We start from the raw sequence: 24,697 nt of genomic DNA, 5'->3' as shown, positions 1-24,697 counted from the left end.
TTACCTGATCGATCGCACTCCTCCCTTTGGAATGCGATCGTTTTTTATTGCTGATCCTTTTAGCAATTCACTGATTAATGATTCATAGCTCATTAATTCTTTCTCCCTAGATTCATCCCTTGCTATGATACAACTCGATCGCTACACAGTCGGTTCTTATACACCCGGCGCACCGTATTGGAAACAGCTATTGTGGTATTTCATTGGTTCGCCCCTAGTGCAGAGCTACTGGTTACCGATGTCAGTGATCAAAGTTTGGATTTTGCGCAGGTTTGGGGCTGAGATGGGTGAGGGGGTGCGAATTAAGCCGGGGGTGCGAGTGAAGTTTCCGTGGCGGCTGACGATCGGCGATTATGTATGGCTGGGAGAAGATGCCTGGATTGATAACCTTGCACCCATTACGATCGACAGTCATGTGTGTATTTCGCAGAGCGTTTATTTGTGTACAGGAAATCACGACTGGAGCCATCCCCAGTTTGAGCTGAAAATTGCCCCGATTCATATCGCGGAATCAAGCTGGATTGCGGCGCGGGCGATCATTGGTCCAGGCGTAACGGTGGGGGAAGGAGCAGTGCTGGGGTTGGGCGGCGTAACCGGACGATCGCTGGAGCCAATGACCATCTATTCTGGTAATCCAGCTCAGCCAATCAAAGTGCGGAAAATGAAATCTGTTGCGGGACTAAAGAAGGTGCCTTCTGGGGAAAAAACTGCGATCGAAGTGCATGAGGCTTGAGGTAAGCAGAAGCGACCAACTATCACTGCGGTAAGCCAAGCCAGGTTAAGCGTAAAGGCTTAGTGTTAGCACTGATTCGCAACCTACTTTATCCCTAATTGAAACATCAATTAAACCAGAGCCATGATTCGATTCGACTGATCTTGGGAAAGGTGAAGACAGGGCAGTTTGAAAGAGCAGCCCTACTCTAACTGCAACAATTTCAACTTCAGCTTGGAATTTGCAGAGACGGGATGTGTCTACCTCCTTTCTAAGTAAGAGGTACGTTATGGCAAAGTCTTCACCCACAGCAGCAATTCTCGTTACGACGACAGCCGATTCTGGAGCAGGTTCACTTCGATCGGCGATCGCCTCAGCCCAATCCGGAGCTACAATTCGCTTTGCGCCCAACCTTAAGGGGCAGACGATCGCTCTTACCAGTGGACAGCTCGAAATCAAAAAAGATTTGACAATTGATGGCTCTGCTGCACCCGGTGTAATGATTAGCGGCAACAATGCCAGTCGCGTTCTCAAAACAGGCGAACGAACCAGTGTTACGCTCAAGCACTTGATTCTGGCAAATGGACGTCTGACGGGTCGCGATGATGAAACGGGGGCAGGGGCAGGCATTAAAACCGGGATGGATAGCACCCTAAACATTATCCGATGCCAGATCAACCGTAACGTAGCTTCCTATGCAGGCGGCATCTGGACGGGCTATCGATCGACGACCCGAATTATCAATAGCCGCTTCAATGAAAATGATGGATCAGGAGCAATTGAAGAGCGGGGTGGCGGGGCAATTGCCACATCGAGCGGTGGGACGCTAACGGTTCGGGGCAGCAGCTTTACCAATAATCGAGGCAGTAACGGTGGAGCAATCAACAATCTACTCACACAGCTACTCGTTGAAAACTGCACCTTTCGCAACAATGATTCGACTCCGGAGGGCGTGAAGGCGGGCACGATCGGCTATGGAGGAGCCGTTTATGTAGATGGAGCTGATCCTGCTACAGCGCAAAATGTTCCGGGTGCATCTGGTCGTACGATTACGATTCGCAATAGCCGGATTGAGGGCAATCGTGGAGCAGCGCAGGGTGGCGGGGTGATGCTGTGGCTCTACGGACAGGACAAGGCGATCGTTGAAAACTGTTCTATTCTTGGTAATTCCGTCAGTCGCGGAGCCGGGGGAGACTCGCTTGGTGGCGGGCTGCGTCACGGTAACGGAGAACTCACCGTTCGGAATACAACGATCGCCAACAATACTGCGCTCGATCAAGGCGGCGGGATGTGGATTGGGGGAAAATCGCCTGTCACCGTAGTTAACAGCACAATTTCTGGAAATCGGGCAGACAATGGCAAAGCGCAGGGATTAGGTGGTGCGGTCAGCCTAGCAAACGATCGCGGCTATCCTGTCAATTTTACGAATGTGACGATCGCTAATAACTATGCAGGTTTTGGGGGCGGTGCTTTCTGGACAAATCAGACGGCAGTCACGCTGAGTAATGCGATCGTGGCGTACAACAGCACAAGCAATCCCTGGAAGATAAACTCACAAACGGGCTGGCAGCTTATCGACGGCGGCAATAATATCCAGTTTCCGGCTCCTGTCTCGCCCAATGACAAATTGATTACGGCAAATGCCCGTGTTGTTGACCCAAAACTGGCTCCCTTACAAGGGGGTAGTGGCGGTTTAAGTCCAGTTCAGATGCTTCTAAAGGGCAGTCCTGCAATCGAGGGGGCGACAGGAACAAACATTCCTGCGATCGATCAGCGAGGCATTGGACGCAGCGGTAAACCGGATATTGGTGCGGTGGAATGGGCAACAGGTCGTGTGCTCAAGCTGGCTGGTACGGATGCAAATGATTTTCTGATTGGCAGTTCCAGTCAAGATAGTTTGACGGGAGGGGAAGGCGATGATTTGCTGATGGGAAGTCGAGGGGGCGATCGGCTCACCGGCAACGCAGGCGCAGATTACTTTGTTTTTGCAGGTAGCAGCGAGGCACTGGTTTTCCGGCAATCAACTCTAAAAGCAACCGATCAGATCACGGACTGGAAAGTGAACGAGGGCGATCGAATCCTGATCGATCGAGATGATGATGGGGTGGGCGATGCGCCTGTTGCTGTCTTTTACGCAGGTCGGGTTGGCGGCAGTTCTCTTGCAAGTGGGGTGAGCGCGGCTTATCGAGACAAAATTCCACAGCGGCGAGGTCAGCAAAAGCTGCAAGCCAATGAAGCGGTCTTTTTGCAGTGGCAAGGACGAACTTATCTGGCGGTAAACGATCGATCTTCTGGCTTTGCCCCAAATCGAGACTTGCTGCTGAATGTTACCGGAATACAAATCCCAAAAGCAGATATTCGGGCAGGAGTTTTGGCAACCGACAGCTACTTTGCCTGATCGCGACTAATAAACCTGCGGCACAAAAAACTGCTCGTTCAGGGGCAGACGCACATAGTTTTCTCCTGAGCGGCGGGGCGGCAATTCTAGCGCGGGGGGCGTAATGTCTTCGTAGGAAATTTTGCTCAAAATGTGGTGCATCAAGTTGAGGCGCGATCGTTTTTTGTCGTCGGCTTCCACGGTGAACCAGGGGGCTTCTGGAATGTTGGTGTGGGCAAGCATGGCGTCTTTTGCTCTGGAATAGTCTTCCCAGCGATCGCGGGCTTCAATATCCATCGGGCTGAGCTTCCATCGCTTTGCCGGGTCTTTGACTCGTTCCTGAAAGCGACGTTCCTGTTCTTCGTCGCTCACCGAAAACCAGTATTTCAGCAAGATAATGCCAGAGCGGACTAGCATTTGCTCAAACTCTGGACAGGACTGCATAAATTCTTGATATTCTGCTTCGGTGCAAAAGCCCATCACGTGCTCGACTCCAGCACGGTTATACCAGCTTCGATCGAACAAAACAATTTCGCCCGCCGAGGGTAAATGGGCAACATAGCGTTGAAAGTACCATTGGGTTCGCTCTATGTCTGACGGTTTACCCAATGCAACGACCCGACAACCTCTCGGATTTAGACATTCAATGATTCGCTTGATTGCGCCTCCTTTGCCTGCTGCATCCCTACCCTCAAACAAAATCACCACTCTGAGTCCCTGATGCTTGACCCAATATTGAAGCTTCACTAGCTCTGTTTGTAGGCGAGTTAGCTCCTGCTCGTAAAATTGGCGCGAGAGTTTTTGCGATCGATGGTTGGATGAAATTTCTGTTCGATCAATCGACGGTTCGAGCAGATGTTCTGCATTGCCTGTTCCGTTAGCTTGCGCGATCGTATCTTTTAATTCCTTCTTGTTTTTATTCTTTTTATAATCAGTCTGTTTTGTTTTCTTGCCCTCTTTCTTCGCTTTCACGGTTTATTTTCACCTCTACCCAATCACAAAATGTTTTTCGATCACTTTGTCATCACCAGAATATCTCCTTACTTACAAGCATGAGACCTAGTTGGCTGAAAATCTTTATGTTGCAGAGTAGCCTCTGATGTAAGCAGTTGCCTATCGATAGTGGTTTACAGGGCTGCGAGGACTTTAAACCACTCCAGAGAAAACAAGGATACTTGACAAGCCCATTTGAGAAACAGATTGGGTTAGTTAAAGGTTAGCAAACGCTAGCTTTCTAATCGCGTCGTTGCCGGAACCCGCACTGCCAATAATCCTGCTCGTATTGCCATAAAAAGAGCCATTGCCAGCCAGAGCAGCGTTGAACTTCGGGCATTCCAGGCAATGATTGCAACCGGGACAAATCCTAACAGGGTTGCGATCAAAGCGGTGTTGCGAAGGGTAGCGCCTGCAGTAAGTCCGGCAAAGTATCCATCGAGCATAAAGGCAATCGAGCCACAGCCAAGTACAGGTAATAGCCAGACGACAAACTCGTGGATACCTGCTAGAACGGCTGCACTATTGGTAAAGAGATGAAAGACAGAATGAGGAAAACAAATGCAAATCAATGCAATCGCTAATGCAAACACGAAGCTAACGCAACCCGCTAGCGTGGCTAAGGGCAGCAGCCGATCGCGTCGCCCTTCTCCATGAAACATTCCGGCTAGGCTTTCGGTGGCATAAGCAAAGCCATCGACAAAGTAGGCGGTCAGCGTCACGATTTGCAGTAGCAGCGCGTTTTCTGCCAGCACGGTGGTTCCCAGTGCAGAACTAAGGCTGGCAAACAGCAAGAAAGCACAGAGCAACGTAAAGGTGCGAATCAGTAAATTACTGTTCAGCGTTAGCGTTTGTCTGAATTCTTTCCAGTTAAAAATCTCTGGAGCCAGCGATCGAATTTCCTGCCATTTCACCGATCGCCCCACCATCACAAGCCCCACGATCGCCATTGCCAGTTGACCGATCGCCGTTGCCCAGCCTGCCCCCGCGCTCTGCCAGCCCCACCGCACAATCAGCCAGTAGTCCAGCAGAATATTCACGCCATTTCCGACGATCGACAGCAGCAGCACCCGATTTCGCCAGAAAGGAAACTGCTTTGCCTCGCCCTTTTCCTGTCCCAGCAGCCAGCCGATGATCACAAAATTCAGCAGCGTCACGGGAGCCGCCCAGATCCGCGCATCGTAATACGCCTGCCCCGCCGCCCCCACTTCTGGAGCCGCATTCAGCAAGCGAAAGCCGATATCTCGCAGCGGATGCTGAAGCAGCAGAATCAGGCCGCCCAGCCCCATCGCCAGCAAGCCATTTCGCATTCCCGTGAGCAGCATGGCGGATCGATCGTCTCGCCCCACAGCCTGCGCCGTCATGCCCGTCGTGCTCATTCGCAAAAAGCTGAGCGTGCGATAAATCGTATTAAACAGAACAGTTGCCAGCATTACGCCCGTCAGGTAGCGAATGTCGTTGAGATGCCCCAAAAACGCGACACTGATCAGCCCCGACAAAGGAACCATCAAATTGGAAAGAACGTTGATTGTCGCCAGTCGCAGAAAGCGCGGCAAAAAATCAATCGATGCCAGAGCTAACCCGAAAGAATTTCCCCGATCGCCGGATTGCTCTGGGGAAAGCGAAACGGCAGGCGGATCGGCAGCAGAATCGACCGTCGGAGAAGAACGAGGCATTGGTTAAGCTCTGCGAAGGTATTGTTCTCGTTCTACTCTTAATTTGGTTTAAAAAACAAGTCGAAATTGGACGAAGTGTGAAGATTTTTTAGCCAAACAGCCAGAGCCACAAAGGAATCAGCAAGAGACAGCTTCCGGTCGTGAGCACAATGCTACTGGCAATCAGCGATCGATCAATTTCATATTCTTCTGCCAAAATCAGTCCGGCAAAGGCACTGGGCATTCCTGCCATCAAAACCAGGGCAAGCTGGGCAGGCTGTGGCAGTGCCAAAAAATGAGTCACGAGTCCGAGCAGTCCTGGCAGAGCGATCGTCTTAAGTAACATTGGCACGATTGCGATCTTCAGACTCTTCCAGCCCTGAAGCTGTCTCAGCCGCGTTCCCATCAGCAGCAACGCCGCCGGAATCACAAAGGCGATCGAGCCATGCAACCCAGATTCCATGATTGCGGGCAGGGGGATGGATTGAGTGCTGTATCCGAGAAGAAATGCCCACAGTGACGGAACAGTGAGCACATCTTTGATCAGTTCCTTGACTTGGGGATGATCTGCCTGCCGTCCGTAGTAGCTAGCTAAAAATACGCCCGTGCCATAGGTTCCAATCACGTTTTGCGTCACGCAGTAGGACACTAACCAGCCCCAATAATCTGCACCGACAAAGGCGGGGGCGATCGCTAAGCCCACAAAGCCCGTGTTACCCAGGACTGAAGCGATCAAAAAACTGCCGCGCTCGGCAGGGCAAAAGGGTTGAACTGCACTGCAATTTTCTGCGGTCAGACCTGCCGCAACCGATTGGAACTGCAAGCGGGACTGCATCGCCTGAAGGACGAGCCAGGCGATCGTAAAGCCGCTTAGCAACGTGGCGATTATCAGGAGCGGAGCTAGTCCGACTTCTGCTGCAAAATTGGTTTGTCTTGCCAGTGCCAGAATTTCGAGGGGAACGCCGACCCAATAAAGGCTACGTCCTAGCAATCGCGGCAGAGAAGCGGGCAACGATCCTGAAAAAATCAGCCCCAGCCCTGTCCAAGCAAAAAGCGGCAGATAGGACTGAAGCAAAGCATCTGTCATTGGGGATCAGGTTGGAGGGCAGAAAGGCTGCTCTATTCTAGAACGTCTATTGCCTCAATTCGCCACTGTCCCTGGCTTCGGACTAAGTTATAGCGGGCGCGAATGCTGTCTTCATAGGAAGAGCTTTGGTCAATCTGACCATTCACAAACAAATCGCCCCGCTCGGTCACGATCGCCTCTACCTGCGCCCGTTCATCGCCCGAATTGAAGGCGGCAGAACTCGCAGCACGGTCTGAACTGCCTGCCGGACTGCCCGATGCTGTCGGACTCGCCCCGGAACTTGTCCCAGAACTTGTCCCAGAACTGGCTGAATCAGAAGTGGAATCAGAGGAAGCCGTGCTCGAAGTCGCCCCAGTAGTCGAATTATCCCCTGCCGAACTGTTCACAGTTCCACTTTCCTTTGTAACAGAGACAATTTCCACATTGGGATGCTCATACTGCCAGTACCAGTTTTCTGTCTTTGCTTTTTCCGATCGCGTTTGCCACTGAGACAGCAGGGGATTCGCAAGGATGTCAGCAAGGGCACCAGTTTGATGCTGATTGCCCATTGCAGCTGCTTTTGCCGTTAGCCAGGACTGAAGCACCGTTTCAGCCGTCGTTTCGGTGAGCGGTTCGGTAACCCCTGCGGCTGACGACTGCGGACTTGACTGGGAAGCGGCTGGCGCGGCATTCGATTGAACAGTTGCAGCGGGAGAAGGATCGGTCGTTGCGGGTGCGGGATCATTTTGTCCGGCAAACAAACGGCTGATCAGGAACGCCAGCACCGTCAGACTCAGCAAGCCGATCGCTGCCAGAAACACAAGCCGATCCAGACGTAGCCCTTTTCGGGTTGCGGGTCGGCGCGAGGGTGGGGCAATTGGTGCTGCGATCGGTTCTTCGGGTGAGTCTTGGCGAGTCCGAGACGAAGCTGCTCCCCCAGCGGAGTGATTGCCGACGGCAGGCAGGGGGTTTGGATCAACAAAACGAGTGGGGCGACCTGTGCCGTTTGTTCTTGCCCCGTTTTGTTCTTCGTACCGTTTTGGACGAGACGTAAACCGCTCGGCTGGGGCGACTTCGGAGTCGCTGGCTCCACGATCGGGCATGGTTACTGCCGAGGAACTGCGATCGGATTGGTTTCGCAGCAATGTGCCAGTTTCTCCAGGGGATGGAGATTCGCGATAGGACGTTCCACCAGACCAGGGTGAGCTGAGTTCGGGTTCGTTGGGCAATTCCTCTAAATACGCCTGCACATCCTCATCTGCAAAATACTCTTTCAGCGAGGCTTGTTTGCGGGCAAGATCCCGAAAGTGGGGAAAGACTTCGTTTTGCAGCCAGCGTTCACTGTAAAGGCACAGTCCGGGCAGCAAATCGGGGGAACCCTGCGAGTGGTCGCGAATAAAGGCAAGGGATTCGTATTCCTGGCTTAGCTCTAGTGCCCGACTCGCCTCTTCGGTTTGCCCCAGCAGCAGCGCGCAAACTGCCTGCTCCAAATGGACATCTTGACGGATACCAAGCCGTATCAGCATGGTTTTTGCCCGGCGCACCAGGGCGGGCTGCCCCTCTGCAAAGCCTCTTGCCACCAACGCATAAACTGCCAGATAAGTAGCAACCGGAGAAGGGCGACGTGCCTCAACTTCAAAAAGAGCCTGCTGTTCCGCAGAAGTGAGATAGCTTCGCAACTGCTGCATAAAGCGCAGAAAATCGTCGGTGTTGAGTCCAGATTGGTCTGCTCCTTCGCCGTCGATCCCGCTGCGATCGTGCAGCATCTCTTGCAGCAGCGTAAGCCCCTGCCGTCGTTCAGCCACATGGCTTTCCGGCAAAGCAAGTAGCTCTAGAATTCGATACGGGCGCAGCTTATAGAGCTCTGCCTGCATTTCGCCCCGTATCTGAGCAAACACTCCTTCACGCAGCAGCAGTTCTCGCCCCGTATCTAGCGATTCCGCCGCGTTTTCGTACTGCCCCTGGTTCCACTGCTCTCGTCCCAGTTCCAGGCAGGCAAGCGCGACCGCGAGCAAAATATCTGTGCTAATGATGTCGGGGTCGCCAAATTGCCCCTGTTTGACGCTGCGATTGCCGCCGATCACATAGGGACGACCCAGCTTTAAAATCAGCTCGTACTCGCCCAACTCCAGCAAAATCAGCAACACGCCCACAAACTGAGCTTCGTCAATCTCAATACAGGGGGTATAGAGATCAATACCGAGATCTGGATCACCAGGACGATAGCTGCCGTTGATCGAACTGCCGAGGTTATGCTCATCGATCGCCCCCCCCGATTGCTCTGCAGCTCCCCCCGGAGATAATCGCCCAACCTCCAGCAGCTCATAGGATTTGGCGAGGAAACCCGCATCGTATTCCTGCCGCTGCACCGGATCAGAAAGGACAGCATACGCTTCGTCAATCAACTGCCGTCGAGCCGCAACCGCCGCCTCTGAAAATTCTCGTCGAGGAGGAAGCTGAAGGGATCGATCGCGATGAGCCTGCTGAAGCTGCTCCGCAGTTGCCTGTATCGGTAATCCTAGAATCCGATAATAATCTAGAGGAATTCGCACCGTCTCCTCCCCTGCAAGTCGTTCATCTAACACACAAATTTGCTATCGCGTCAGTTTGTATCAATGGCATTCACCGAACTTCCGCACGGATAGAAGCCCTTCTAAGGAATTCTCTGCTAACTCGGTCGGGATGACCAAGGCAATTAGCCAAATCAACGTTTACTAAAATTCATCCCTCAGCATAGATAAAAAAGTCCTCTTCGTAACATCAGCTTCTTAGAAGCCTGAACTCAGGCCGAATCGAGAGAGCCAAATAGAGAGCAATTATATCCGAACTCGCTCTGTCGAAAGCGATCGTTTTGCGACACTCCTCAGGTGTAACCTCTAATACACAAAAAATGAGAACCCCTAGGGTTTCACGGTTGGCTCTTTTCTCAGTCTCAAACAAACGTCATTAGGGAAGTAATTTCGAGCCAGCTAGCCTCGATATGGTCTTAAATCATTCTTAAGACAGAGGCTAACTTTCGATCGTTCTGCTAGACAATGACAACGATTATCAGGAAAACGTAAGATTCAAATTTAGCTTGAATGGTCGAAGTTTGCAGATTGTACCTGATCCCAGTCTCAGATTAGTCAGGAATGGTATGGATCTCTATAAGTGATCTAGATTACACCCAGCGATGTCCGTAGTGCACGACCCTAACTGTACGACTTCTCGCGCAGAATTTTATCTATATTTGGTTTGGTGCAGAATTTGGTTTAGTGAAAAATAGCGTTCAGAAGGAAGCGAGCAGAGTTCGATCGCCTTTTGCTGCCTAGTTCCGCCTTTTTGTCCCTAAATTGGGCTAGGATGATCTGCGGCTGATTATCTCTGACCCTGTTTATCTCCGACCCTCTAAAGGAGGCTGCCCCAATTTTGCAAGAGCGACAGCAAGCAGATTATTCTTAATAAATGTGAGCTATATAATGTTGAGCTTGGCCATGTTGCTCTCGGTTAGCTCATGAGATTCCCAAACAATTTGCAGCCTTAGAGCAGGCGATCAGGGTTCAAGCCTAACGCAGGCGAACTGAGGCTCAGCCCTTATAGCTCCGCAGTTATAAAGGATCTACGACAAGCACTTACGATAAGTATTTACGACAAGTGAGTATTTACGATAAGGATCGACGACCCAAGTACCCCCAATCAAATTACCCACAAGCAGTACACTGTCGCTGAAGGAAACGGCACATCTAATGATTCAGGAACGGACAATTCCCACTTTGCCCTCGATCGCGCCCGTAACCCGTGAAGAGGGGCTGGCGATCTATGAAGATATGGTCTTGGGGCGCACCTTTGAAGACAAGTGCGCTGAAATGTACTACCGGGGAAAAATGTTTGGATTTGTCCACCTGTACAACGGGCAGGAAGCCATTTCCACAGGTGTAATTCGTACGATGCACCCCGGTGAGGATTATGTGTGCAGCACCTACCGCGATCACGTTCATGCCTTGAGTGCCGGAGTCCCTGCCCGTGAGGTCATGGCAGAACTGTTTGGCAAAGTGACCGGATGCAGCAAAGGACGGGGTGGCTCCATGCACCTGTTTTCGGCGGAGCATCGGCTACTGGGCGGCTATGCCTTTATTGGAGAGGGAATTCCGGTTGCGTTAGGAGCTGCGTTCCAGAGCAAGTATCGCCGAGAAACAATGGGCGACGAAACGGCAAACCAAGTGACGGCAGCTTTCTTTGGAGACGGAACTAGCAACAACGGGCAGTTTTTCGAGTGTCTCAATATGGCAGCCCTCTGGAAACTGCCGATTCTGTTTGTGGTGGAAAACAATAAATGGGCGATCGGCATGGCGCATGAGCGGGCAACCTCTCAGCCAGAAATTTACAAGAAAGCCAGCGTGTTTGGGATGCCAGGAATCGAAGTAGACGGAATGGATGTTTTAGCCGTGCGAACGGTTGCGCTAGAGGCGATCGAGCGTGCCCGTGCCGGAGAAGGTCCAACGTTGATCGAGTGTCTCACCTACCGCTTCCGGGGTCATTCGCTGGCAGATCCAGACGAATTGCGATCGAAAGCCGAAAAAGAAGCCTGGCTTGCCCGTGACCCAATCAAAAAACTGGCAGGTCACCTGACTGAGAAAAATTTGGCAACCGCAGAAGAGCTAAAGGCGATCGATCGACAGATTCAAGCCGTTATTGAGGATGCGGTTAAGTTTGCCCAGGATAGCCCTGAGCCAGAAGCCAGTGAACTCTACCGCTATGTGTTTGCAGAAGACGAGTAATTTGCCTCTTACCTGCGCCTGACTCCTATGGCTGACCCAATCATGTACAGCAGCGAGGATTACTACGTGCTGCTGGAACCCAACCAGCCAGAGCAAATCCTCACGGCTGCGGAACTGTTCGACCGATTAAAAGCAGTGCTGAACGATCGCCAGGATAACCTACCCCGTGATGTGCAGCAGTTCACCGACCTGGATGAGCAGACAAAATATCTGATGGAAACTGCCTGCACGCTGGATATGAATCCAGGCGAGTACCTTCAGTGGTACGCCGTTCGACTCGAAAAGTAGCAGAATGCTCTTGCCACCCAGTAATAGATTAAAGCAGGTGCGTTGTCTAATCTCGCCGCCAATCCGCTTGCTTTAAGCCGTTAACCCAACTTCTATCTCCGTCGTCTTTATCCCCGGATCCACCAAGCTTCGGGGTAGGATGCAGACGTAAAACGTTTGCCTGGAAGATTCCAAACTTCCCCCCCTTAACCCCCAGTGCTGAGGGAAACCGAGGGCTCTTGAAGGTTCTCAAAGCTCTCCAACGAAAATATAGGGGGATATATAACCTTTGCGGCTGCTCAAACCCCTTCTAACAAAACAGGGAGCATCCCGCGTTTGTTAATGGATTGCTCCTCGTTGCCCAGCTCCTGCTTCCAGCAACATTGAACAGGGGGACGTTGTTACGAAAGCTACAGTAACTTGATCGTTCCTATTGATCAACATCACGATTTTTAGAATTAGCAACTGCGCCAAATCACAATTTTCTATTTCATAGAGTTTTAATCACTGGAATTGCATTTTGATCGAGCCAAGATTCAGAAGGATTACGATCGCAATTGGGCTTGCTCTCCTGATTTTTTGAGAATCTTTATCTAAAAATTAAATTTGTATCGACAGAACAGTGTTTTACTAAGACTGTTTCAACAAATTCGATCGCTCTCAGAAAGGGATTGAATTATAAAGATTTACTAAAAAAAACCAGAAGAAATGAAATCTTTTCCGGTAGAAGATGAGCAACTGTCTTTGGATAGATGGCTGTACCCTGAGATCCTTATAAAGTGGGGATCAGTTAGCTGGAGAGCGATCCCCGTCTTAAAGAAACGATTTTCTAGGGTTGTTCTCTGCTAATTTTGACATAATAAAAGAATTGAACGCTGTCTTTACTTAAGCAACTTTAAGTCAGGTTTCTCACCGTTAAGGTTTAGACTTGAAAATTTTAAGCGATCGAATTTATTGTTTTTTCTGATTTTTGATCGAGTTACTGTCAATTCAATCAATAGGTTTAAAGAGGCTGTGATTAATTGTTCTTTTAGTTCGTTCTCAGCGAAAGAAACTGAAGCCAAAGAAGCGCAGAGTACAGAAACTCAAATGATTCCGCTATCGCAATCAATTCGATGCCCAAACTGCGGTAGCCCTGGCGAAAGGCTTTATCTAGTCAACCAGCAGCTGATCCAAACTCAATGTCCGACCTGTGACTATCTTTTGATTACCTGTTCACGTACAGGAAATGTTATAGAAGCTTATGCTCCTGGAATTTCAATTTGTTCTTAATCTATTGATAGTGGATAACTCTAACTGAACTCGAAAGCTGAATTTAGAAGCTGAACTTAATAGTCGAACTCAAAGTGCGAGTCGGGCAATCGTCTAAAAGCTGGAACAAGCTTAAGAACAATTAGAAAAAATCGCTAGAAAATTGATTAATCCTAAGCAAGTTTAATCTCACAGTGGAGTTCAAAGGGGGTCACAGCTACCCTCTTTTTTTGCTTCTTGTTAAGGCTGAACGCGCTGCTGCGCCTGCTCCTGGTGTTTCTGAGTAATTTGCTTCGAATTGTTAAGAAGCCGAAAGCTTAGTTCTGTAATATGGGCATCCTCCTAAAGGAATATTGCCTTAACAGGATTGCTAGCTGTGCTGCGTCGATTTGCTCTTCTGTTTCTCTCTACGCTTATTGCAGTCTCCTTCGTTCGTGTTCCCTCTTTTTCCGATTGGTTGTCTGGTTCATGGTTTACCCTGTTCCGCACTAGTTCTGCCCTGGCAACCATTTCACCTCCTCCAGCTGTTCTCCCATCGTCACTCACAGATTCCCTTCTGCCGAGTTTATCGCCTTCTCCAGCTCCATCCTCTGAAAGCCACCTTCCGGTCGATATCCGCTATCACTTTTATCCGATCGCAGGAACAACGGCTGCCGAGCTGCGATCGCAAATGCTTCGGCGAAGCCCTGTGAGTGATGCTGAGGGACGCTCGTTCGATGCCCTGACCAATTGGAACGTTCAGTGGAACATTCGCTTTGCCCGGAATGGCAAAAACTGCGTGGCTCGATCGATTAGTACTCAAGTCGATGTCGTCTTCACGCTGCCGCGATGGAAGGGTTCCCACTATGTATCATCTGGGCTGCGAACGGAATGGAATCACTACATGACTGCCCTGCAACTGCACGAAGAGGGGCACAAAAAGAACGGCGTTGCTGCGGCTCAGTCCGTGCTGCAAGTGTTGCGCCAGCTTCCTGAATATCCGAACTGCCGCGAGCTTGAAAAGGCTGCCAAAGAAGCGGCTGATCAGGTTATTGCGGTTTATAACCGCCAGGATATCGCATACGATCGCGCCACGGGGCACGGCAGAACTCAGGGAGCCGTTTTCCCGCTCATTCATGCAGATGCTCAGACTGCCCCGAATGCCTCCCTTTAAGGGTCACCGCTTCTAGATATAAATTCTAGATATAAATCTGGCTCAAGATAATGCGAAGCCGATCGTAGTCATCCTTCAGCAGAATGCTCAGCATTCGTCCTGCCTGAACGAGCCATTGGCGATCGGCTTGCCGCAGTCGGTAAATTTCTCGGATTGCGGCTGCCGTTAAACCATCGACGGGTGCGCCTGTCACCTGAAGCAGCGTTCGCAGAAAATCAAGCTGTTCGCTGAAGCGCAAAATTTCTTCAGAGTCGCAGTAGTAAACTGCCTGATGAATTTGCGGTGGACGAGGCGGCAAATGCTGATAAATCGTTTCGCTCAGGCTGCTGCCGTTTTTCCTGCCGTTCCCGTTTTTGACGTTCCCATTCCTGGTTCCGTTTCCGGTTCCATCCCTGGCGGCATGGCTTCCTCTACCGGACTGAAAGCCGACGATCGCTGCCCGAAACTCGGTTTTGAGCATGGCGAAAATCTGCGGCTGCTGTTCTCGCAGGTCTTGCAGCGAGAGTCCTAACGCTCTGGCACGATGCACCGAGTCGATCGGGCTGGTCGTGGCATGATAAACCACGGCATAAACCACATTTCCAGACTCTTCATCTTTTGCCTTGACCCAGCTTCCGAAGGGCGGCATCACTGCAAAGCTGAGGTCTTCCGGTTCAAGGCACTGCGCTAGAAATTCAGTCGTTGCCGTCTCGATCACTTCGGCGAAATAGCCAGGGTGACGGCTTTGAGAGCTGAATTGAGGCAGAGGCAGCCGCATAGGAGGAATGTGCGATCAGGTTAGGGGAAAGAAGGTGAGCGGATAGAAGAGTGAGGCGATCAGGCGATGCGGAGATTATTTCTTGGCGCGTCCGGCTTTAGCATCGATCGCTTCGATATCAGCCAGTTTAAAGGTGACAAGTTTATCCCAGTTGCCGCCTTCAAACAGCACTGCCACCTTGCCATCGCCTACACGCTGAACCAAGCCTTGATAGCCGTAATAGATATCGTCGACGTTTTTAACGCGAACTGCAGCTCCCGGCAGAATCATAAGTGAATCATCGGTAAAGTGAACTGATATTAGCTTAGATCATTCCCGCACGAATGCAGAAGAGAAACCGCAATAGAAATCCTTGATGATTGCTGTTTGCAGTTTGAATGATGCTAAAACTTGAGCCGATGACGATAGTTATTCACTGATTCCACAATCCCCAGCGCGATAAAGTTAGTGAGCAACGCCGATCGCCCATAGCTAAGCCAGGGTAAAGGAATGCCTGTTACGGGAGCCAATCCAATCGTCATGCCAATATTCACCAACACCTGAAAGACAATCATCGACAGCACCCCGATCGCTAGCAGCGAACCAAAATTATCTTTAGCGTTTTGGGCAATAATTACCAGCCGCAGACAAATGAGCCAGAACACCGCCAGCACGACCACACAGCCGACAAAGCCCATTTCTTCGCCGATTGCCGAGAAGATAAAGTCGGTATGCTGTTCGGGAATGAAATTGAGCTGGGTTTGAGTGCCCTGATTGATGCCGCGCCCCAACATTTGCCCTGCTCCGATCGCAATCCGCGACTGAATCAGGTGATAGCCGCCGCCAAGCGGGTCTTTATCGGGATTGAGAAACAGTGCCAGCCGATCGCGCTGATATTCCTTCAGTAAATTCGTCCAGGCAAAATTTCCCAGTCCCCCCGCAATCAGATTCACTACGCCCACCCCGATCGACCCCCACAATGCCCAGGGCAGTGTGCGCCAGCCGAGATACAGCACCAGCCCGATCCAGAAAAACCAGCTCGGCAGGAAAATGCCAAACAAAATTGCAGAGACGATCGGAGAAATCAGCAGCACTAGCCAACCCGGATTCGCATTGCCCCAGTAAAGCATTCCCAGCGTGATTGCGCCAAACACCAGTCCCGTTCCCAGGTCAGGCTGAAGCATAATCAGCACCCAGGGAACTGCGGTAATTACCAGCGTCTTCAGCACGATCGGAATCGTGGGCGCACCGCGCTCGTTCAGGGTTGCTGCCAGCGTAATGATCACGCCTACTTTGGCAAATTCCGACGGCTGAAGGTTGAAGTTGCCGATCGTCACCCAGCTTTGTGCTCCATTTGCCGTGGTTCCAATAAAAATTACGATCAGCAGCGAAAGATTTGTGATTGCGTAGATAATCCATTGCCACTGAAGCAAATTTTCATAGCGCGATCGGGCGATGAACAGTGCCATTACCAAACCAATGCCGCCCGTGATCCAGTGCTGCCACCAGGTGGAAAATCCCTGATGCAGTTCAGTACTGCGAATGGCAATGCCTCCGAGCGCCGTCATGCCGATTGCCAGCAAAAACAGTAGCCAATCGACTTCCTGCCAGGGCTGTATCAAAGCTTTCCAGCTAATGCGGCTAAGGGAGCGATAAAGCATGGGCAAATTGGGGAAAAACTGCGCTTAAGACAGAATAGCTTATGCCAGGGCAGCGACGGAAACTCTGGCGGCAACCTGCTGAGCGATCGCCGTAATCGCTTTAGCAGAAGGAGACTCTGGATCATTCACCACGATGGGAACGCCTCGATCGCCCCCTTCTCGTACCGGAAGCTCCAGCGGAATACAGCCTAGCAGCGGCAAGCCCAATTCTTTGGCAGTTTTCTCACCGCCGCCGGAGCCGAAGATATCGTATTGGCGATCGGGTAGATCAGGCGGCACAAAGTAGCTCATATTTTCCACAATGCCCAGAATCGGAACCTGAAGCTGCTGGAACATCCGCAGACCGCGACGGGCATCGAGCAAAGCAACGGTTTGGGGTGTGGTGACGATCACGGCTCCTGCCATCGGCACAGCCTGCGCTAGGGTCAACTGCGCGTCTCCGGTTCCGGGCGGCAAATCGACAATGAGATAATCCAGGTCACCCCACTGCACTTGATAGAGAAACTGGCGAATAATGCCATTCAGCATCGGACCACGCCAGACTACAGGCTGATCCGGGTCGATCAAAAAGCCCATCGAAACGAGCTTCACGCCATAGTTAAACGCAGGCTCCAGCACTTCTCCGTTACTGCCCTGGTGCACCACAATTTTTGCATCGGCTAACCCCAGCATTGTTGGCGCGTTGGGACCATAGATATCTGCGTCGATCAGCCCCACTTTTGCGCCTGCCTGTGCCAGCGAGACGGCAATATTCACCGCTACTGTGCTTTTGCCCACGCCACCTTTACCGCTCGACACGGCAATAATATTCTTCACGCCTGCAATTCCAGTGCGATCGGGCAGGGATTTCTGCTGAGGCGTTTCTGCGGTCACTTCCACCTCAACTGACTCTACACCGGGCAGGGTCTTCACCGCTTTCTGGCAGTCTTCGACAATGAACTCGCGCAGCGGACAAGCCGGAGTCGTCAGCACCAGGGTAAAGCTGACCTTACTTCCCTCGACCCGAACATTGCGAATCATATTCAGTTCGACCAGGCTTTTTCGCAGTTCCGGGTCTTGCACGGGGCGCAGCACGTCCAGAATGGCACTTGTTTCTAGCATTGTGGGCATCGCGTTCTCAACTCTGGCGATCGACCAGGCGACAGGACAAAACGAAAGGTAAAACTTGAAGCAAAAGAAAATAAGGGCAAAATGTTCAACGTCCATTCTACCGTTTGCTTTGCCTGAATCAGTTCGCCTGAATCAAAGCAGCCTGCCCGAAAGCAACGATTCGGTTTTCTCAAGCTTCATCCCAGACTTAACCCAGAATACGCGGACAGCGATCGAGCCAGGTTATCACCTGAAAGCCGATTTGCCATAGTAGCAGACCCGCAAACACATCGGGATAATCGAGCTTGCGCCGCTTGGAAACCGGATTGTCTGCTTCTATCAAATCCTGCTCAGCCGCAAGTGCCAGCTCACGGGCAACTTTAGCAGCATAAGGGCGAATGATTGACCAGACGATCGGCGAAAGCCAGCCGCGCAGCGTCACCGAGTAGGAAACCTTTGTGCCGCACAGCGTAGACTCAACGCGATACGTCACCCGCTCTTCAACTCCCGGAAGCGCCAAAATTCGAACGCTTAGCAGTTCCATCGGCGACACCCGCTCCACAAAAATCTGAATTGGAAACGGGCTGAGACGGCTCACTGCCTGATAAATCAATCCCGGTTTAGGAATCAGCCCCTGCGGAACGTTAGTGCGGGCGATCAGGGGATGCCACGAGACATCGGCTAAATTCACCACCTTCTGCCACAGGTCGTCTACTGAAGCAGAACTAACCGCCTGATAGGTTTCCGCGAGAGGAGGAAGATTATCAAAGTTCCAGCGTATCCGTCGAGACCAGAAGCCTAACATTGCTCGTCCTCCTCGAAGCTCTGCCTGATTGCAGTAATCGTCTTTCGGTCGGGGGTCGGGCAGCAGATCAAAACCTGACCGACGCATCGATCGTCTAAGACATAAGACCTTCTATTGTAGTCCAGGTCGTTAAGTCAGTACGGCGAGTTTGTCAAATGAAATATTTAATACAGAGCCAGAGCACTTTTCCATGGGAGGGGCGGTTTGAGGAGTCGCAGCGATCGAAGATTGCCCGCTCAACCGCATTGCCCCTCAATCGATCGACTTTAGGGGAGTTAACTTTGGGGAGCTTAAGTTTGGAGAATTTTAAGATCTGTAAGAGCCGCGAGGACATCTACGCCACAAGCATGACCGCTCTATTTTCCAGTTTTAAGCAATTTCATTCATCGAGTAGTGGGTTGCTCGCTTGCCGCCAAACCGTTCCACAATCCAATCGTCATAGGTGTCAGCGATCGTCACCACCGATAAAATACAGGTTTGCAGCTCCATCAAATCCATATTCTCGCCGCCCAGCACACTGTTGCCAAACAGCACCTCGCCACCCTTGCCTAACTGAAACGCCCCAAAGCGCATTCGAGAATTTTCAGTGAGCAAATAGTGCATCAGCTCTGATGTAATCTGGGTTTCGATCGTGACCCAGCTCCAGGCACGCACGATCGCTAGTTCTCGCATTTCCCACGGATGCACTTCCCATGCCAGCACCTCGATCACGATTTTTGCCGAACCGTAGGTTAAGTAAAAGAATGGCTCATGAGCGGAAACCTGCATCTGGTCTTTGAACAGGGCGGAACTGGTGAGATAGTCCTGCACCTTGCGGTAGGTGAGTTCCTGAGCAGCATTAAAAAAGGAGAGGGACATCAGGGCTACAAAATAAACATTTTCTGATCCAGCCGCTTCGGGTCGTGGGTTTCGACAAAGCGATCGAGACTTTCATCAGACTCCAGGCGACCGTCTACCAGGTTGACAATGCGATCGGCAACGTCGAGGATGCGGTTGTCGTGCGTCACCATCAGAATGGTACAGCCCTGCTCTTTAGCAAGCTGTTGCAGCAGCGTCACCACCTCTCGACCAGAGGCTTTGTCTAGAGCAGCAGTCGGTTCGTCTGCCAGAATCAAAGTAGGACGATTGACCAGAGCACGGGCGATCGCGACGCGCTGTTTTTGTCCGCCGGAAAGGGAGTTGGGCTTGTAGTTGAGCCGTTCGCCTAAGCCGAGTCGGGTGAGAATTTCAGTGGCGAGTCGCCGCTTTTCGCGCCAGTTTTGGGTTAGCTCGACTGCCATTTCGACGTTTTGCATTGCGGTGAGCGAATCGAACAGATTGTGCGCCTGAAAGATAAAGCCAATATTGCGCCGCACTTTGACTAGCTCTGATTTACTGAGTCCGACGATTTCTTGTTCCAGCACTTTGAGACTGCCGTCCTGCACGGTTCGCAGTGCGCCGATCAGGGTCAGCAGCGTGGTTTTTCCAGAACCGGATGGACCTGTCATGATCACAATCTGTCCCTTGGGCAGATCCAGGCTGATGTCAAATAGCACCTGCTTTCGCAAATCGCCCTGACCGTAGAAGTAATTGAGATTGCGAATTTGAACGGCGATCGAGCCTGCCGTTTCTTCTGCAAAATCCAGTCTGTTTGTGATTAAAGAAGCACTCATGAGCCAAACACCTCCGCTGGATCAGCCTGCTGGACGCGACGCACCGCAATCACGCCCGAAATCAAACACATTAAAAACGTGGCAATCATCAAATTCAGGATTCGTGAAGGAGTCATGACCATATACAGTCCGGTTGCGTTCCGGGTTAAGGTGTATAGCCCAAAGCTGATGAGACACCCCGGCACAAATCCTAGAAATCCCAGCAGTGTCGCCTGTTGCAGCACAACGCCGAACAAATAGCGGTTTGAGTAGCCGATCGCCTTTAGCGTCGCGTATTCCACCCAGTGGTCGGCAACGTCGGTGTAGAGAATCTGATACACCAGAATCACGCCCACCAGGAAGCTCATTGTCGTCAGCAGCGAAAACACAAAGCCAATGCTGGTATTTTTGCGCCAGTAGTTGAGTTCCTGATCGACAAATTCCTGCTTGGTATAGACCGAGATATCTTTGGGAAGCCGATCGCGCAGCACTTTGGTCAGTTGTTCCACGTTTGTTCCGTCCGCGACATGCAACAGCCCAATGTCTACCGTGTTCAGCGATCGGCTTTCTTCGTCTGGACCCAGATTGGCAAAGTAGCGCAAGAAGTTTTGGTCGCTCATGACCACGTTGCCGTTGCCAGATGCAAAGTCTGTGCCCAGGCTAAACGTACCCACCAGGGTCACTTGCTGTTCTGCCAGTTCGGTAACGGTGCCTGCCTGCTTGGGCCCCACTTCCGGGCGAGATTTTTCGTCGATCAAAGCAGTTCGGGGCAGGAGCAAGTCCGATCGATGCTGCACAATTCCCGGTAAGGGCAACACGTTATCGTTTGGGTTAAACGCCAACACGCGCAGGGGACGGGTGCGCTTGCTGATCGGATCTTTCCAATTTGCGGTAACCGTGTAGAGCGGATAGGCAGCCGTCACCCCGTCAAATGCTTCTGCCTGGTAGAGCCGCCGCCGAGCAAACTGCTGCGGCACAAACATATTGTATTTAATTCGATTCACGATCACGATGTTGCCATTCAGCCGTTTTAGAAGCTGCACCTGGCTGTCGTACAGGGCATTCTCAAAGCCGCGAAACATAAACATCAGCACCACAGCAAACCCAACTCCGGCGATCGCAGTCAATAGCCGCCGCCGCTCATAGGTGAGGTTAAACCAGGCAAGGGGAGTCCGCCGCCAAACCATCCTTAGAACACCTCCGCTGGATCGGTGGTAACCACGCGTCGCACCGAAATCAGAGCTGAAAGGCTGCACATCACGAGGGTCAACAGCAGCACAAATATGGCTCGTTCCAACTCCATTGTCATCGGCAGTCCGCCACTCGTTGCCCTAACCGTCAGGTCATACAGCCCTAGCGATACGGCAAAACCAGGGATATAGCCCAGAACGGCCAGAATTACCGCTTCCTGCAACACCACACCAAACAAAAAGCGGCTGCGATAGCCCATCGCCTTGAGCGTCGCATACTGCTTCATGTGGTCAGAGATATCAGTGTAAAGAATCTGATAAACGATCACCACGCCCACCACACAGGACACTGCAACGCCCATCGTGAAGATGAATCCAGTCGAAGTCGTGTTAATCCAGTAGTCACGATCGCGGGCAATGATTTCTTCCTGCGTGTACACCGACACATCCGGCGGCAGAACCCGCTTCAGTTCGACTGCAATTTGCTGCGGATTCACACCAGGCTTGAGCTTGATCAGTCCCAGGTTGATCAGGTTGAGCGGGAAGGGGTCAAAGTAGCGGCGAAAGTTCTGATCGCTCAGAATCAGCGTGCCGTCTGCCGCAAACCCGCCACCCATACTGTACTGTCCACCGATCGTAATCTGTCGCCGCTTTGCCTCGGTCACGGTTCCCGTCGTCTGCGAACCAAATTCAGGACGCGAGAGGCGATCGATCAGCGCAGTATCGGGTCGTCTCAGTGCCGCCAGATTTTTCGGGTCTTTCAGTTCAGGCATGATGAACACCGGATCTTCGGGGTTCATGCCATACACAAAAATAGCGCGATTGCGTCGCGTTTCTGGATTACGCCACTGCAAATAGCCCACATACAGCGGCATGACCCGCTCTACTCCATTAACCCCTGCCGCCTGGTAGATTCGCTCGATCGGGAAAGGCTTGGTCGTACTGATTTCTAAACTTTGAGGCGAAATTAGAAAAATTTCTGCGTCAATCTGCCCGTAAAGAATCGCCGCCGTCTTTGCCAGCGAACCGAGAAACCCCAGATTCATAAACACCAGAATCACTGCAAACGACACCCCCGCAATTGCCACTAGCAAGCGGTTTTTCTCGTGGGTCAGGTTTAACCAGGCAATCGGGGTTCTCATGCAGCCCAGCCAGAGGTAAGCGATCGGCGATCAAGTGTAAACAACTCTTAATTATTCTAAGATTTCCGATCGGTGATCAACTCCCCCAACTGGGGCATTGCGCGGGTGCTGGTGAGCAAAGGGGTTGTTGCAAATTTTGTTGCAAATAATGCTTGCGGACAGGCAATGTTTACTTCAATTTTTGCGATCGTGGCTGATCGATATCAATTAAGATCTCTATTTCAACTGCACCGTATCGTTCCCTTAATCGGCTTTCCAGGCGATCGACGATCGTTTTTGCCGCAAGCCGAAACTCGGGACGCAGCAGCAGTCGCATTTGCACAAAGACCAGCCTGCCAATCATGCCCTGTGTCCGAATATGCGAACAGGCAACGACTCCTTCAAACTGCTGGGCAAGCTTTGCTAAAACCTCTGGTGCGATCACCATCTGACGCACTAAAGAAGGAATTTGCCAGTTCAACAATCGCCACAAACTCACTCCCGTCAGCAGCAGCAAAGCCAGCGTCAGCAGCGGGTCAAGCCATCGCAGCCCTGAAGCCACTGCAATAACGCCTAAAATTGCACCGCTCGTCACCCAGACATCCTGCAACATGTGGCTGGCATTCACGCGCAGAATTCCAGTTTGCAGCACCCTTGCCTCGTGTCGCTCAAACAAAAGCAAACCCCACTGTACCAGCAGCAGCGCGATCAGCAGCCAGATCAGAGCGGGTTTAATTGGGGCGATCGTTTCGAGGGTGGGCTGCTGCCAGAGGGCATAAAGCTGAAGTAGGGCAATCCCCAGCAAACTCAGCCCTGCAAACCCAACAAGTGCCACCAGCAGCAGCACAATCAGCGTTTCGCGACGACGATGGCTCCAGATCGTCCACCGCGTCGATCGAGGAAAAGCCGCTAGCGTCATCAGGCTCAGCAGGGTGCTGAAGCAGTCCAAAATCGATCGCAGTGCCTCTGCAAATAAACAGAGTGATCGGGTAGTCCAACTTGCCCAAACTTTGATTGCAAAAAACAGCAGCAGTAACCAGAAAGTAATAAACAGCAGGCGATAACTAATTTTTGCTCGATTCAATCGCTCCATCATAGGGCAGAGGCTATCACAAGCATAAGCAAATCGCCTGAGGGGTCTTACCCTCTAAATTGCTGAGTTGAGCGGTTAATTGAAAAGTATCAAAGCTGCGATATCGCCTCCTAAATCCCTTAATGCTGAAGGACTTTGAAACCTAGAGATGGCTCAGTTTCCTCCCCAATTGACTAGTCGGGGGCAGGTAATTGTTATGACTTTTCAAACATCCCTATAAAGGCAGACTGGCTTAAATGGGGTGCGATCGGTTTTCGTGCAGGATTGAAAGTCTTTCTAGTTGAGGAAACTGGAAAGCTGAGGAGCAAGGCAGCAGTTTGAATACGGCTTCAAACTTTTCTGAAAAATTGGCGGGAATTTAGGGCACTCTGAGTTTCATCGACTCGCATGACGAATTGAAATTCGATCGCTAGATTCAGGCTGAGGTTTGCATTAAATCCATGTGCCTATTTTGGCGATTGCTCTTATCATTAGTTAGGACTTTGTGACAGAAAGAAAAGAGAGGCGAACTGTTCGTCAATCCGTTTCTATCAAAAGCTTCCTGCTCCTTTTTTCACCTTTGGCTGTGAGGATAAAAACGATGGACAAAACCTCAGATGGGCATTCTCGATCGCAGCACATTTCCCGATTTTGGCAGTCGCGATTTTCAAAATATGGGTTGGGGCTTTTGACGATCGCTGCGGTGATGGTTCCTGGCTATCAGGCAACGGCGCAAACCGCGACCCTTCAACCCTCGATTCCCGATACATTTGAGGATGCTTTCTACTCGAATGCGGGTACTTTTTTTGGCAATCGTAGCCTGGGCGGATCTCTTTCGCTGCTGCTGGGCATTCCTGAATTCCCCGAAAACCAAATCGCCAGGGACGCCAGAAGAGCCGATCGGCTGTATCGAGAAGTTTTGGAACAGCAGGTCGCCAGTGACCCCACCATTCGCACCCCCGACTTACCCAATCCATTTAGCGGTTCTCTGCTGACCACGCCCCTAATTGCCGCCGAAGATCCCATTCCCCCCGCTCCGCCGCCCGTTATTTTCCAGCAGCCAAACTTTGTGCCTGCTCCTGCGGCTACCCCGGTTCAACCCGTCCCGGCACTATGGTAATTTGCAGGATTTGACGAACAGCGACAAACGTAAAAATCCCC

General features: G+C 51.4%; 21 protein-coding genes. 7 read left to right on the top strand and 14 right to left on the bottom strand.

Features of this window, described 5'->3' with window-relative positions; translation table 11 throughout:
• The first annotated feature begins 127 nt into the window (after window positions 1–127).
• Both NDI45_RS10815 and NDI45_RS10810 read left to right on the top strand, forming a co-directional pair.
• Entirely contained in the window at window positions 128–733 is a 606-nt protein-coding gene (locus NDI45_RS10815; RefSeq protein WP_348247406.1) for a putative colanic acid biosynthesis acetyltransferase, read from the top strand.
• 268 nt (window positions 734–1,001) lie between these two features.
• Window positions 1,002–3,110 carry a bluetail domain-containing putative surface protein gene (locus tag NDI45_RS10810; RefSeq protein WP_348247306.1) on the top strand — a complete coding sequence of 703 codons (2,109 nt, stop codon included), beginning with the start codon at window positions 1,002–1,004 and terminating at the stop codon, window positions 3,108–3,110.
• A gap of 6 nt (window positions 3,111–3,116) precedes the next feature.
• Here NDI45_RS10810 and ppk2 read toward each other — a convergent pair whose 3' ends face one another.
• The 4 genes from ppk2 to NDI45_RS10790 all read right to left on the bottom strand — a co-directional run bounded on the left by ppk2 (window position 3,117) and on the right by NDI45_RS10790 (window position 9,388).
• Complete coding sequence (gene ppk2 / locus NDI45_RS10805; RefSeq protein ID WP_348247405.1) at window positions 3,117–3,944, bottom strand: polyphosphate kinase 2; 828 nt, start codon at window positions 3,942–3,944, stop codon at window positions 3,117–3,119.
• 371 nt (window positions 3,945–4,315) lie between these two features.
• Entirely contained in the window at window positions 4,316–5,758 is a 1,443-nt protein-coding gene (gene gntT / locus NDI45_RS10800) for a guanitoxin biosynthesis MATE family efflux transporter GntT (RefSeq protein WP_348247305.1), read from the bottom strand.
• A gap of 88 nt (window positions 5,759–5,846) precedes the next feature.
• Complete coding sequence (locus tag NDI45_RS10795) at window positions 5,847–6,824, bottom strand: AEC family transporter (protein WP_348247304.1); 978 nt, start codon at window positions 6,822–6,824, stop codon at window positions 5,847–5,849.
• Window positions 6,825–6,856: 32 nt separating this feature from the next.
• Window positions 6,857–9,388 carry an IMS domain-containing protein gene (locus NDI45_RS10790; protein ID WP_348247303.1) on the bottom strand — a complete coding sequence of 844 codons (2,532 nt, stop codon included), beginning with the start codon at window positions 9,386–9,388 and terminating at the stop codon, window positions 6,857–6,859.
• A gap of 1,140 nt (window positions 9,389–10,528) precedes the next feature.
• Here NDI45_RS10790 and pdhA point away from each other — a divergent pair.
• The 4 genes from pdhA to NDI45_RS10770 all read left to right on the top strand — a co-directional run bounded on the left by pdhA (window position 10,529) and on the right by NDI45_RS10770 (window position 14,231).
• Entirely contained in the window at window positions 10,529–11,560 is a 1,032-nt protein-coding gene (pdhA, locus tag NDI45_RS10785) for a pyruvate dehydrogenase (acetyl-transferring) E1 component subunit alpha (RefSeq protein WP_190789898.1), read from the top strand.
• Between the two features lie 27 nt (window positions 11,561–11,587).
• Window positions 11,588–11,848 (top strand): chlororespiratory reduction protein 7, encoded by a 261-nt coding sequence (locus tag NDI45_RS10780; protein WP_348247302.1) that lies wholly within the window; start codon window positions 11,588–11,590, stop codon window positions 11,846–11,848.
• Window positions 11,849–12,919: 1,071 nt separating this feature from the next.
• Window positions 12,920–13,099, top strand: a complete 180-nt coding sequence (locus NDI45_RS10775; RefSeq protein ID WP_347277812.1) for a replication restart DNA helicase PriA — start codon at window positions 12,920–12,922, stop codon at window positions 13,097–13,099.
• A 436-nt stretch (window positions 13,100–13,535) separates the two neighbouring features.
• On the top strand, window positions 13,536–14,231 hold the full coding sequence (locus NDI45_RS10770) for a DUF922 domain-containing Zn-dependent protease (RefSeq protein WP_190789896.1): 696 nt from the start codon (window positions 13,536–13,538) through the stop codon (window positions 14,229–14,231).
• Window positions 14,232–14,256: 25 nt separating this feature from the next.
• On the opposite strand, the gene NDI45_RS10765 is transcribed toward NDI45_RS10770, so the two are convergent.
• From NDI45_RS10765 to NDI45_RS10720, 10 genes are all read right to left on the bottom strand, one after another.
• Window positions 14,257–14,988 (bottom strand): HAS-barrel domain-containing protein, encoded by a 732-nt coding sequence (locus tag NDI45_RS10765; protein WP_190789895.1) that lies wholly within the window; start codon window positions 14,986–14,988, stop codon window positions 14,257–14,259.
• Window positions 14,989–15,063: 75 nt separating this feature from the next.
• Window positions 15,064–15,258, bottom strand: a complete 195-nt coding sequence (locus NDI45_RS10760) for an NAD(P)H dehydrogenase subunit NdhS (RefSeq protein ID WP_190789894.1) — start codon at window positions 15,256–15,258, stop codon at window positions 15,064–15,066.
• Window positions 15,259–15,371: 113 nt separating this feature from the next.
• Window positions 15,372–16,628 (bottom strand): rod shape-determining protein RodA, encoded by a 1,257-nt coding sequence (gene rodA / locus NDI45_RS10755; RefSeq protein ID WP_190789893.1) that lies wholly within the window; start codon window positions 16,626–16,628, stop codon window positions 15,372–15,374.
• Between the two features lie 39 nt (window positions 16,629–16,667).
• Window positions 16,668–17,729 carry an Mrp/NBP35 family ATP-binding protein gene (locus tag NDI45_RS10750; protein WP_190789901.1) on the bottom strand — a complete coding sequence of 354 codons (1,062 nt, stop codon included), beginning with the start codon at window positions 17,727–17,729 and terminating at the stop codon, window positions 16,668–16,670.
• A 196-nt stretch (window positions 17,730–17,925) separates the two neighbouring features.
• Window positions 17,926–18,522, bottom strand: coding sequence for an SRPBCC family protein (locus NDI45_RS10745; protein ID WP_347277811.1), 597 nt, complete (start codon window positions 18,520–18,522; stop codon window positions 17,926–17,928).
• A gap of 369 nt (window positions 18,523–18,891) precedes the next feature.
• The gene (locus NDI45_RS10740; protein WP_190789892.1) at window positions 18,892–19,380 is read right to left on the bottom strand and encodes a hypothetical protein; all 489 of its coding nucleotides are present in this window, start codon (window positions 19,378–19,380) and stop codon (window positions 18,892–18,894) included.
• 5 nt (window positions 19,381–19,385) lie between these two features.
• Window positions 19,386–20,174, bottom strand: coding sequence for a DevA family ABC transporter ATP-binding protein (locus NDI45_RS10735; RefSeq protein WP_190789891.1), 789 nt, complete (start codon window positions 20,172–20,174; stop codon window positions 19,386–19,388).
• A complete protein-coding gene (devC, locus tag NDI45_RS10730; protein WP_190789890.1) occupies window positions 20,171–21,340 on the bottom strand; it encodes an ABC transporter permease DevC in 1,170 nt (389 codons plus the stop codon). Before devC (NDI45_RS10730) ends, NDI45_RS10735 begins: the two co-directional genes overlap by 4 nt.
• 2 nt (window positions 21,341–21,342) lie before the next feature.
• Window positions 21,343–22,485, bottom strand: coding sequence for an ABC transporter permease DevC (devC, locus tag NDI45_RS10725; RefSeq protein WP_190789889.1), 1,143 nt, complete (start codon window positions 22,483–22,485; stop codon window positions 21,343–21,345).
• 169 nt (window positions 22,486–22,654) lie between these two features.
• On the bottom strand, window positions 22,655–23,560 hold the full coding sequence (locus tag NDI45_RS10720; protein ID WP_348247301.1) for a cation transporter: 906 nt from the start codon (window positions 23,558–23,560) through the stop codon (window positions 22,655–22,657).
• A gap of 577 nt (window positions 23,561–24,137) precedes the next feature.
• Here NDI45_RS10720 and NDI45_RS10715 point away from each other — a divergent pair.
• Window positions 24,138–24,656 carry a hypothetical protein gene (locus NDI45_RS10715; protein ID WP_348247300.1) on the top strand — a complete coding sequence of 173 codons (519 nt, stop codon included), beginning with the start codon at window positions 24,138–24,140 and terminating at the stop codon, window positions 24,654–24,656.
• Window positions 24,657–24,697: the final 41 nt, after the last annotated feature.

It is taken from the genome of Leptolyngbya sp. GB1-A1, from assembly GCF_039962475.1.
Taxonomy (GTDB): domain Bacteria; phylum Cyanobacteriota; class Cyanobacteriia; order Elainellales; family Elainellaceae; genus Leptolyngbya_A.
This window is presented reverse-complemented; position numbering and strand designations above follow the sequence as displayed.

Bases quoted from the DNA above. Each gene is read 5' to 3' on its own strand.
- NDI45_RS10810 (WP_348247306.1), top strand. From the start codon at position 1,002: ATGGCAAAGTCTTCACCCACAGCAGCAATTCTCGTTACGACGACAGCC.
- gntT (WP_348247305.1), bottom strand. From the start codon at position 5,758: ATGCCTCGTTCTTCTCCGACGGTCGATTCTGCTGCCGATCCGCCTGCC.
- NDI45_RS10795 (WP_348247304.1), bottom strand. From the start codon at position 6,824: ATGACAGATGCTTTGCTTCAGTCCTATCTGCCGCTTTTTGCTTGGACA.
- pdhA (WP_190789898.1), top strand. From the start codon at position 10,529: ATGATTCAGGAACGGACAATTCCCACTTTGCCCTCGATCGCGCCCGTA.
- NDI45_RS10780 (WP_348247302.1), top strand. From the start codon at position 11,588: ATGGCTGACCCAATCATGTACAGCAGCGAGGATTACTACGTGCTGCTG.
- NDI45_RS10765 (WP_190789895.1), bottom strand. From the start codon at position 14,988: ATGCGGCTGCCTCTGCCTCAATTCAGCTCTCAAAGCCGTCACCCTGGC.
- NDI45_RS10760 (WP_190789894.1), bottom strand. From the start codon at position 15,258: ATGATTCTGCCGGGAGCTGCAGTTCGCGTTAAAAACGTCGACGATATC.
- rodA (WP_190789893.1), bottom strand. From the start codon at position 16,628: ATGCTTTATCGCTCCCTTAGCCGCATTAGCTGGAAAGCTTTGATACAG.
- NDI45_RS10750 (WP_190789901.1), bottom strand. From the start codon at position 17,729: ATGCTAGAAACAAGTGCCATTCTGGACGTGCTGCGCCCCGTGCAAGAC.
- NDI45_RS10745 (WP_347277811.1), bottom strand. From the start codon at position 18,522: ATGTTAGGCTTCTGGTCTCGACGGATACGCTGGAACTTTGATAATCTT.
- NDI45_RS10740 (WP_190789892.1), bottom strand. From the start codon at position 19,380: ATGTCCCTCTCCTTTTTTAATGCTGCTCAGGAACTCACCTACCGCAAG.
- NDI45_RS10735 (WP_190789891.1), bottom strand. From the start codon at position 20,174: ATGAGTGCTTCTTTAATCACAAACAGACTGGATTTTGCAGAAGAAACG.
- devC (WP_190789890.1), bottom strand. From the start codon at position 21,340: ATGGTTTGGCGGCGGACTCCCCTTGCCTGGTTTAACCTCACCTATGAG.
- devC (WP_190789889.1), bottom strand. From the start codon at position 22,485: ATGAGAACCCCGATTGCCTGGTTAAACCTGACCCACGAGAAAAACCGC.
- NDI45_RS10720 (WP_348247301.1), bottom strand. From the start codon at position 23,560: ATGATGGAGCGATTGAATCGAGCAAAAATTAGTTATCGCCTGCTGTTT.
- NDI45_RS10715 (WP_348247300.1), top strand. From the start codon at position 24,138: ATGGACAAAACCTCAGATGGGCATTCTCGATCGCAGCACATTTCCCGA.